Raw genomic sequence first — 9,467 nt, forward strand, 5'->3', positions numbered from 1 at the left:
CGCGAGGACTGACCGGTGTTCGCTACAGATTTTGTAGCAAATTTTGAAGGATTCTGACCATCGCTACTGCATTCCGCGACCGCCGCCACCGCGAGGAACGCCAACACCGCCTGAACCGGGAAATCATGGCCCCGGAAGTCCGCCTGATCGGCCCGGATAACGAGCAATTGGGTGTCGTGAGTCTTGCCGAGGCTCTGCGCCTTGCCGGTGAGCAGGACGTGGACCTGGTGGAGGTCGTTGCGGCGGCCAACCCGCCCGTGTGCCGCCTGATCGAGTACGGCAAGTTCAAGTACCACGAGCAGAAGAAGGCAGCCGAGGCGAAGTCGAAGCAGAAGGTCATCGAGGTCAAGGAAATCAAGTTCCGGCCCGGTACCGACGATGGCGACTACAACATCAAGATGCGCAACATCAAGCGCTTTCTTGATGAGGGCGACAAATGCAAGATCACGCTGCGCTTCCGCGGCCGCGAGATCACGCACCAGGAGCTCGGTCTGGCTTTGCTGCAGCGTATTCGCGACGAACTGGGCGACCTGATCATGGTCGAGCAGTTTCCGAAGCTCGAAGGCCGGCAGATGATCATGATGATCGCGCCGGGCCGCAAGAAGGCTGGTGGCGCTGCGCCGAAGCCGGCTGCAGATGCCGCTGCCGCGCCGGCAGCGTCGCCCGCAACAGCCTGAGCGTCAGGGTTGCAGTAGAGAAGAGAAGGTTCGAAGGGATTTCGCCCTTGCCAGCGCCTCGCAAGAGATGCCGGCAGGGGCGGGATAAAGAAGTGTCTCGGGGCCAACAAGTCCGTGGAGCATCCATGGCGCCTCACGAGCACAAACTAAAGGAGCATTCACATGCCCAAAATGAAGACCAAGAGCAGCGCGAAAAAACGTTTCCGCGTTCGTCCCGGTGGCACCGTCAAGCGCGGTCAAGCCTTCAAGCGTCACATCTTGACGAAGAAGACCACCAAGAACAAGCGTCACCTGCGTGGTGCAGTCGCAGTGCATGAGACCAACATGGTTTCTGTCGCCGCCATGCTGCCCGGCCGTGGCATTTAACTCAGACGAACAAGGAGTACACACATGCCTCGCGTCAAACGTGGTGTAACGGCTCGCGCCCGCCACAAGAAAGTTCTCGCACTCGCCAAGGGTTTCCGCGGTCGCCGCGGCAATGTCTTCCGCGTCGCCAAACAGGCGGTGATGAAGGCAGGCCAATACGCCTACCGTGACCGCCGTACCAAGAAGCGCGTGTTCCGTCAGCTGTGGATCGCGCGTATCAACGCCGCCTCGCGTGAACTGGGCCTGACCTACAGCCAGTTCGCCAACGGCATCCGCAAGGCCGGTATCGAGATCGACCGCAAGATGCTTGCGGACATCGCCGTGCACGACAAGGCCGCTTTTGCCGGCATCGTGGAGCAGGTCAAGGCCAAGCTGGCTGCTTGATTCTGCACAGCAGGGGTGCTGCCTCCGGGCAGCTTCCTGCGCCCACGGCTCAAGGGCTGGCGCTTGAAAAGGCTCCAGCTCTTTTTTATTTCCCCTCGAAGATTTTTGTTGCTATGAACGAGTTGGACTCCCTGGTCGACACCGCACGCGCCGCCTTCGCCGAAGCGAAAACGCCCGCCGAGCTCGAAAACGCCAAGGCCCAGTTCCTCGGCAAGTCGGGCCGCATCACCGAGCTGATGAAGGGCATGGCCGCGCTGAGTGTCGAAGAGAAGAAGTCCCGCGGCGCAGCGATCAATGTCGCCAAGCAGGCCATCGAGGCCGCGTTGACCGACCGCCGCCAGCAACTGGCCGACGAAGAGCTCTCGCTGCAACTGCGCGCCGAAGCGCTCGACGTGAGCCTGCCAGGCCGTCGCCGCATTCCCGGCGGACTGCACCCCGTGAGTCGTACCCTGGAGCGCATCGAGGAGATCTTCTCCAGCATGGGTTTCGACGTGGCCGACGGCCCCGAAGTCGAGAGCGACTGGCACAGCTTCACCTCGCTCAACAATCCGCCGAATCATCCGGCGCGTTCGATGCAGGACACCTTCTACGTCGACATCAACGGCGACGACGGCATTCCCTACAACCTGCGTCCGCACACCAGCCCGATGCAGGTGCGCTATGCGCATCAGCACATCAAGAAGTACGCCGCCGAGTTCGCAGCCGCTGCGGCCGACACTACCGGCACCGTGAAGGCGCCCGAGATCCGCGTGATCGCCCCGGGCCGCACCTACCGCGTCGACAGCGACGCCACTCACTCGCCCATGTTCCACCAGTGCGAAGGCCTGTGGCTCGGCGAGAACGTGAGCTTCAAGGACCTGAAGGTCGTCTTCACCGACTTCTGCCGCACTTTCTTCGAGCGCGATGACCTCGTGCTGCGCTTCCGTCCGAGCTTCTTCCCGTTCACCGAGCCGAGCGCCGAGATCGACATCCAGTTCGCGAGCGGGCCGCTGGCCGGCCGCTGGCTCGAGGTGTCGGGTTCGGGCCAGGTGCATCCGAACGTGGTTCGCAACATGGGCCTCGACCCCGAGCGCTACATCGGCTTCGCTTTCGGCATGGGCCCCGACCGGCTCACGATGCTGCGCTACGGCGTGAACGACCTGCGCCTCTTCTTCGACGGCGACCTGCGTTTTCTCTCGCAGTTCCAGTAAGCACCCCTCCATAGAAAAACCAGATCGAGATCGAAGAGATGCAATTCCCGGAATCCTGGCTGCGCGAGTTCTGCAACCCGCCCCTCGACAGCGCCGCACTGGCCGAAACGCTCACCATGGGCGGCTTCGAGGTCGAAGAGCGCCGACCGGTGGCGCCGCCTTTCACGCGCATCGTGGTCGGCGAAATCAAGGAAGCCGAGCAGCACCCGAATGCCGATCGCCTGCGCGTGTGCCAGGTCGACGCGGGGCAGGGCGCCTTGCTCAATATCGTGTGCGGCGCGCCCAATGCGCGCGTTGGCATCAAGGTGCCTTGCGCACTCGTCGGCGCCGAACTGCCGCCGGGTGAAGACGGCAAGCCCTTCCTCATCAAGCTCGGCAAGCTGCGCGGCGTCGAGAGCCAGGGCATGCTGTGCTCGGCGCGCGAACTAGGTCTGAACGAAGACCACGGCGGCCTGCTCGAGCTCGATGCCGACACGCCCATCGGCGCCGACGTGCGCGACGTGCTCAAGCTCGACGACGCGCTGCTCACGCTCAAGCTCACCCCCAATCTGGCGCACGGCCTCAGCGTCTATGGCGTGGCGCGCGAACTCGCCGCGCTCACTGGTGCGCCACTCAAGACCCCTGCCATCGCGCCGGTGGTGACGTCGTTCGCCGACGTGTTGCCGGTCAAGGTCGAGGCTCCCGAACTCTGCGGCCGCTTCTCGGGTCGCATCGTGCGCGGCGTCGACACCAAGGTCGTCACACCGGCGTGGATGGTCGAGCGCCTTGCGCGCTGCGGCCAACGCAGTGTGACGCCGCTGGTCGACATCTCGAACTACGTGATGTTCGAATACGGCCAGCCCAGCCACATCTTCGATCTCGACAAGATCCACGGCGGCCTCACGGTGCGCTGGGGCAAGGCGGGCGAACAGCTCAAGCTGCTCAACGGCACGACCATCACCGTCGACGAGAAGGTCGGCGTGATTGCCGACGACCGCGAAGTCGAATCGCTCGCCGGCATCATGGGCGGGGACGCCACCTCGGTGACCGACGACACGCGCAACATCTATGTCGAAGCCGCTTTCTGGTGGCCCGAGGCGGTGCAGGGCCGTTCGCGCCGCTTCAACTTCTCGACCGATGCGGGCCATCGCTACGAGCGTGGCGTCGATCCGAGCCGCACTGTGCAGATCATCGAGCGCATCACGCAGCTGATCGTCGAAATCTGCGGCGGCGAGGCCGGCAGGATGGACGACCAGACGCTGAGCGTGCCCGAGGCCGTGCCCGTCACGCTGCGCGTCGAGCGTGCGGCGCGCGTGATCGGCATGCCGCTGACGCAAGCGCAATGCGCCGACGCGCTGAATCGCCTCGGTTTCGCGATCACCGAAGGCGAGGGCACGTTGACCGTGACCCCGCCGCCGCATCGCTTCGACCTGCTGATCGAAGAAGACCTGATCGAGGAAGTCGCGCGCCTGATCGGCTTCAACAACCTGCCGACCACCGCGCCGCTCGCCCCCATCACCGCCCGCGTGCGGCCCGAGGCGCAGCGCAGCCGGTTCGCGGTGCGCCGCAGCGTCGCAGCGCTGGGCTATCAGGAAACGATCAACTTCAGTTTCGTCGAAGCGCATTGGGAGCAAGACCTCGCAGGCAATGCCAACCCGATCAAGCTGCTGAACCCCATCGCCAGCCAGATGAGCGTGATGCGCTCGTCGCTGCTGGGCTCGCTGCTGCAGGTGCTCAAGTTCAACCTCGACCGCAAGGCGCCTCGCGTGCGCGTGTTCGAAGTGGGCCGTGTGTTCATGCGCGACGACAGCGTTGCCACCACCGACAGCACCGTGCGCGGCGTGAACCAGCCGATGCGCGTTGCGGGCCTCGCCTGGGGCGACGCCGACGAGTCGCGCTGGGACGGCAAGCCGCAGCGCGTCGACTTCTACGACGTCAAGGGCGACGTCGAAGCACTGCTCGCGCCGCTGGTGCCCAGCTTCGAGGTGGCCGAGCATCCGGCCCTGCACCCGGGCCGTTCGGCGCGTGTGCTGGTTGGCGGCAAGGCCATCGGCTTCGTCGGCGAACTGCATCCGCGCTGGCGCCAGAAGTGGGACTTCGCCCAAGCGCCCGTGTTGTTCGAACTCGACCTCGACGCCGTCACGGCGCGCCCAGTGCCGGTTGCTCAGCCAGTGCCCAAGCATCAGGCCGTGGAGCGTGACCTTGCCGTGGTGGTGGCTGAAGCCGTCACGCACGATGCACTGGTGCAGGCCATCCGCGCGACGACAGCTGCGCAGGGACTGCTGCGCGACGTGACGCTGTTCGACATCTATCGCCCGCAGCCGCTGCGCGATGGTGCCGTGGCTGCGCCGGGCGCGTTGGCGCAAGGCGAGAAGAGCATGGCGGTTCGCCTCAGTTTCCAGAGCGACAACGCCACCCTGACGGACGAGCAGGTCGAGCCCGCAGTCCGTGCAATCGTCGAACAACTGGACGCCAAGCTCGGCGGCCGCTTGAGGGGATGATGAGAATGAACGCTGCCGAATTCACGCTCGAGGCCCTCGAAACGCCTGCGCTCACCAAGGCGCATCTGGCCGACCTGCTGTTCGAGCAGATTGGCCTGAACAAGCGTGAGTCCAAGGACATGGTCGAGGCGTTCTTCGAGCTCGTGGCCAGCAGTCTCGTCGAAGGCACGGACGTGAAGATCTCGGGCTTCGGCAACTTCCAGATCCGCGTGAAGGCGCCCCGGCCGGGCCGCAACCCGCGCACGGGGGAGGCCATTCCGATCGGCGAGCGCCGCGTGGCCACGTTCCACGCGAGTGCGAAGCTCAAGGAGCAGATTCATGGAAGCATCGACCAGAACGGCGCATCCGAAGTCGAGTGGAGCCTGGGCGCCGAATAGTGCTTGGTGCTGCGCGCCTGCGTAGAGTAATCTCTCAGGTTTCCCGCGCACAGTCTTGATTTCAATGGAGAAAACGCTCCCTCCGATTCCCGTCAAACGCTACTTCACCATTGGTGAGGTCGGCGAACTGTGCGGCGTTAAGCCGCACGTGCTGCGTTATTGGGAGCAGGAGTTCACGCAGCTGCGGCCCATGAAGCGGCGCGGCAACCGCCGCTACTACCAGCACCACGAGGTGCTCATGATCCGCCGCATACGCGATTTGCTCTACGACCAGGGCTTCACGATCAGCGGTGCGCGCAACAAGCTTCAGGAGCTCGTGCAAGGTGAACGCGACCGTCGCAAGGCGGGCGAGGTGCCGCTCGAAGGCATGGAGGCCATCGAGATCGACCAGGAAGAATTCGATGCCGCCGTGGTGCAGGATTCGCCCTCGTCGTCTGCCACGCAGACGGTCGACCTGTCGCAGTTGTTGCACCTGCGGCGCGAACTCTTTGAAATTCGTGAGCTGCTGACCCTCGGACGCTGAATTTCAACCGCTATAATCGAGAGCTTCGGTGTGTGGCGCAGCCTGGTAGCGCACTTGCATGGGGTGCAAGGGGTCGAAGGTTCGAATCCTTTCACACCGACCAGTATTGACAGGGGTTAGCAGCGTAGTAGTTGCTAACCCCTTTGTCATTTCTGAGCTGCGTGCCCTATTGGTGCCCTAAAACGTTGAGTTGCCATTCGTCAAGGATACGTGTGATCGCCGCTCAACGGCTCGATGCTTAAGGTGTTGCCGCCGTGTGCGGCCAGCCGCCTAACACTGTCAGCCCCGGCGCCCACTTCTCGATGGGCAAACGCGTGCCTCTGCTTCACGCGTAATCCGGGCTGCCGCCCGAGTCGCTCATCGGCAACGCCGCCCAGAGACAGCCTCGTGCTGATCACCTGTCCGACCAGTTCACACGGCACCGAGCAACGATTTGCGTGCCACCCGAGACCAAGCAGGTGCAGGTGGCGATGCTCAAGCCTGGCAATGGCAAGACGCATCGGGCGTACCTCTCGTGCTACTGCACGACCACTTACGATGCGCTGCGCGCCGTAGTGTTCGACTTCGCCGAAAGCCGTGGCGGGCAGCATGCCTGCGCGTTCCTCGGGCGCCCAGGTGAGCACGGCTGACCTGGCATGCAGGTGTGTGACGACTTCTCGGGCTACAAGGCGTGCTTCGAACTCGGCATCACCGAGGCCGGCTGTCTGGCGCATGCAAGGCGCAAGTTCCATGAGCGGTGGGGCAATCACGGAAGCCCAGTCGGCGAGCAGGCGCTGAAGTTCTTCGGCGAACTCTACGAAGTCGAGCGTGCCGTCGCCGACTTGGCCTTTGAAGAGTGCAGACGCGTGCGCCAGGAGCAATCACGCAAGGTAGCCGAGGCCCCGGGCATCAATGGCTCACCGCACAGCGACAGACGGTGCCTGAAGGGTTATGCCACAACCACAGCCAAAGCCATCGACTACGGCCTGAAGCGCTGGGTGGCTTTGACGAGCTACATCGACGCCGCCGATCTGCCAGTGGACAACAACCAGGTAGAGAGCCAAATTCGGCCCATTGCCCTAGGGGGGCGAACTGGTTACTCGCAGGCAGCTTGCGCGCTGGAAAGCGCGCCGCCGCAGTAATGAGCCCGGTGCACTTGGCCAAGATCCATAGGCATGAGCCGTACGTCTGTCTCAAAGACGTGCTGGAGCGATTGCCGACGCAGCCGGCGAGTCGCATCCAGGATTTGCTGCCGCGCCGCTGGGCGTCTCCCCTTGCGAACTGACAGTGGATGCCAGCGCTATCGAGCGAGCCGCAACTCACTCGTGCACGCCTGTGAGGCAGAATTCCCCGATTGCCGAGGAGGGGCGACATGACCAAAGAAGGGGCACTACTGTCCTTTGCCGACCTGTTGGAAGTGGCCACTGTCTGCGCGCCGCAAAGGGACTACGAAATGCAGACGGAACTCGTCGAACAGTGCCGCTCGATGCGCCGCGCATTTGTCGCAAAGATGCCCGTTCGCCACCTTTTTCGATGTGAGATCTGCGGCCTTCAAACTGGCGAGGTGCTCATGCACTTCGAAGACCCAAAGCAGCCACTTCAGGCTGAGTCAAATCGTCTCATGTGGGGAACACCAGCTGGCCACTATGTGGACATACATAAGTCCGAGTTGCACCGCATGCTTGTGCACGGCGCAGACCTCTCGCCCGCGTTCCAGGCCCTCCTCCAACAGGCTGCGCCCTGACCAATTGTTTTCAGGCGTCTACGTCAAGATGCCATCGCTGTGCGCTTACCCATTGGCAATAGACTCTTTGCCTGTTCGCCATTTCACGCGACTAGTATTGATAGAGGCTGGTAAGGCGGCAGTTGCTAGCCTCTTTTTAATTTTTTGATAGCCGTGCCCTACGTTGCGGCACTTCGTCACGCTAGTGCTTAACATGATACGGGACCAGACGCGTCAGTGCTGCCTCGGAGATACTTGATCTCAATGAGCCCGCGAATTCTGTTGATTTGGGAGCAAGGAAAAAACCTTGGTCATCTTGTCCGGCTCAGGGAGTTCTCCGCGCAAATCAAACGCCGTGGAGGTGTTCCGGCCTGGATCGTGCCTTCCAAGTTTGCTGGGCAATTACTCATCTGGAGCACAGATGAGTGCCACGTGGCTCCAGTTGTAGGGAAGGAGGGTAGTCGAGTCGTGCGAACGCAAGGGCTGCATGCGATACCTCGATGCTTCGCCGATATCCTGCTGGCAGTCGGATTTTCAGATGCCAGTGCGCTAACACATGCGCTGAGGCAGTGGGTGAAGTTGTTCGACGAGCTGAAGCCAGACGCGGTCGTTTGCGACTATTCGCCCGTTGCGCTGCTCGCCGCGTGCTGTCAGGCGCTTCCGGTCGTGCAGTTGACCAACGGTTTTGATGCGCCTCCAGGCTCGTTCCCAGCGTTCTCTGGCGGGCCTGATCATCCCTTGGGGAGCGACTCCGTGACGCCTAGCGTCGAACATCTGGCCAGCTCGATCCATGAAGCGAGCAAATCCATCGGGAGAGTACGTACGCTTGAGGAATATCTTGCGTGGCCTACAAAGGTGCACGATGGATTGCCTGAAACCGATCCCTATGGCGTGCGCTCAGGCATGCGCCATATCGGCCCCGTCACGCTCGACGCTACGGCTTTTCGGTCTGACTGGTTGGAAGGTCAGCAAATGAATGGCAAGCGAGTCTTCGCTTACATGCGAGGATCCGCGGGAAGCATTCTCACGATTTTGGAGTCACTGAAGTCGGCAGAGGCGAGCGTGCTTTGCGTCTGGCCAGAGGTGCCACAAGCACACTTGGAGCGTTACCGCGGCAGTTCGATCTGGATTGAAAGAGAGCCCGTAGACCTGACCACTGCGCTCGAGCGCGCAGATGCTGTGGTGAACTATGGATCGGCCGGTGTCGTTGCTTCAACGCTACTGGCTGGAAAGGCCCAGCTGATGGTTCCGATCGATCTGGAAAAGCATCAGTTGGCACTTCGGATGCAGGCTCAGGGTTTGGGCCTCGCCTGGTTTCCCGGTCGAGAACCGATTCGTGCTGCGATCGACGGCCTTCTAAGTGATACCCGTGTGCGGGCGGCGGCACAAGTTGTAGCTGGTAGGTACTCGGACGGCCGACTGGTGCGAGATCGCACCGAGTTGTTAGACGCATTGGTTCTAGAACCTCACATTCTCATGCCCGATTCAGCTTGGTTGCCGTTGGGACACCATGGGAATTAACTATTTGGAATTAATCTAAATCCCCAACTTCTAGTCGGCATTGAGCCACTCTCGCTAAACATTTTCCTTTTGCGCTGGATGTATTGGAGAGAACCGTAGGCCAGTCGCAGTAGGTTGGTCTAGCCAGAGGCAAGAGGATTGCGCATGAGGGCGTAACGCCGTCGCCAATGAGGCGCGGATTGACTCGCTGGCTTCCATTTCGGCGGTTCGCAGGACACGTCGGGGCTGAGAAATGGTCGCAATCGTC

Annotated in this window: 10 protein-coding genes, 1 tRNA gene and 1 pseudogene; all 12 read left to right on the plus strand. The window is 62.2% G+C overall.

The window, feature by feature from the left end:
* The first annotated feature begins 125 nt into the window (after positions 1–125).
* Positions 126–677 (plus strand): translation initiation factor IF-3, encoded by a 552-nt coding sequence (gene infC / locus ACTG4X_RS13415; RefSeq protein ID WP_426392414.1) that lies wholly within the window; start codon positions 126–128, stop codon positions 675–677.
* Between the two features lie 162 nt (positions 678–839).
* Entirely contained in the window at positions 840–1,043 is a 204-nt protein-coding gene (rpmI, locus tag ACTG4X_RS13420) for a 50S ribosomal protein L35 (protein ID WP_007832497.1), read from the plus strand.
* Between the two features lie 24 nt (positions 1,044–1,067).
* On the plus strand, positions 1,068–1,427 hold the full coding sequence (gene rplT / locus ACTG4X_RS13425; RefSeq protein WP_007832499.1) for a 50S ribosomal protein L20: 360 nt from the start codon (positions 1,068–1,070) through the stop codon (positions 1,425–1,427).
* 113 nt (positions 1,428–1,540) lie between these two features.
* Positions 1,541–2,617: a phenylalanine--tRNA ligase subunit alpha gene (gene pheS, locus ACTG4X_RS13430; RefSeq protein WP_093053069.1), complete on the plus strand. Its 1,077-nt coding sequence runs from the start codon at positions 1,541–1,543 to the stop codon at positions 2,615–2,617.
* A 38-nt stretch (positions 2,618–2,655) separates the two neighbouring features.
* Positions 2,656–5,097, plus strand: coding sequence for a phenylalanine--tRNA ligase subunit beta (gene pheT, locus ACTG4X_RS13435; RefSeq protein WP_440533992.1), 2,442 nt, complete (start codon positions 2,656–2,658; stop codon positions 5,095–5,097).
* A gap of 5 nt (positions 5,098–5,102) precedes the next feature.
* Positions 5,103–5,474 carry an integration host factor subunit alpha gene (locus tag ACTG4X_RS13440; RefSeq protein ID WP_093053063.1) on the plus strand — a complete coding sequence of 124 codons (372 nt, stop codon included), beginning with the start codon at positions 5,103–5,105 and terminating at the stop codon, positions 5,472–5,474.
* 64 nt (positions 5,475–5,538) lie between these two features.
* Positions 5,539–5,997: a MerR family transcriptional regulator gene (locus ACTG4X_RS13445; RefSeq protein WP_440533993.1), complete on the plus strand. Its 459-nt coding sequence runs from the start codon at positions 5,539–5,541 to the stop codon at positions 5,995–5,997.
* Positions 5,998–6,023: 26 nt separating this feature from the next.
* A tRNA-Pro gene (locus tag ACTG4X_RS13450) sits at positions 6,024–6,100 on the plus strand.
* 367 nt (positions 6,101–6,467) lie between these two features.
* Positions 6,468–7,118, plus strand: a pseudogene (locus ACTG4X_RS13455) (IS66 family transposase).
* Entirely contained in the window at positions 7,118–7,261 is a 144-nt protein-coding gene (locus tag ACTG4X_RS13460; protein WP_440533994.1) for a transposase domain-containing protein, read from the plus strand. The pseudogene ACTG4X_RS13455 and the gene ACTG4X_RS13460 overlap by 1 nt, the downstream one beginning before the upstream one ends.
* A gap of 87 nt (positions 7,262–7,348) precedes the next feature.
* Positions 7,349–7,720, plus strand: a complete 372-nt coding sequence (locus tag ACTG4X_RS13465) for a hypothetical protein (RefSeq protein ID WP_440533995.1) — start codon at positions 7,349–7,351, stop codon at positions 7,718–7,720.
* 234 nt (positions 7,721–7,954) lie between these two features.
* Positions 7,955–9,220 carry a glycosyltransferase gene (locus tag ACTG4X_RS13470; RefSeq protein WP_440533996.1) on the plus strand — a complete coding sequence of 422 codons (1,266 nt, stop codon included), beginning with the start codon at positions 7,955–7,957 and terminating at the stop codon, positions 9,218–9,220.
* The last annotated feature ends 247 nt before the right edge of the window (positions 9,221–9,467 follow it).

Origin of the sequence: Variovorax sp. YR566 (genome assembly GCF_051992195.1) — a bacterium.
Lineage (GTDB): Bacteria > Pseudomonadota > Gammaproteobacteria > Burkholderiales > Burkholderiaceae_C > Variovorax.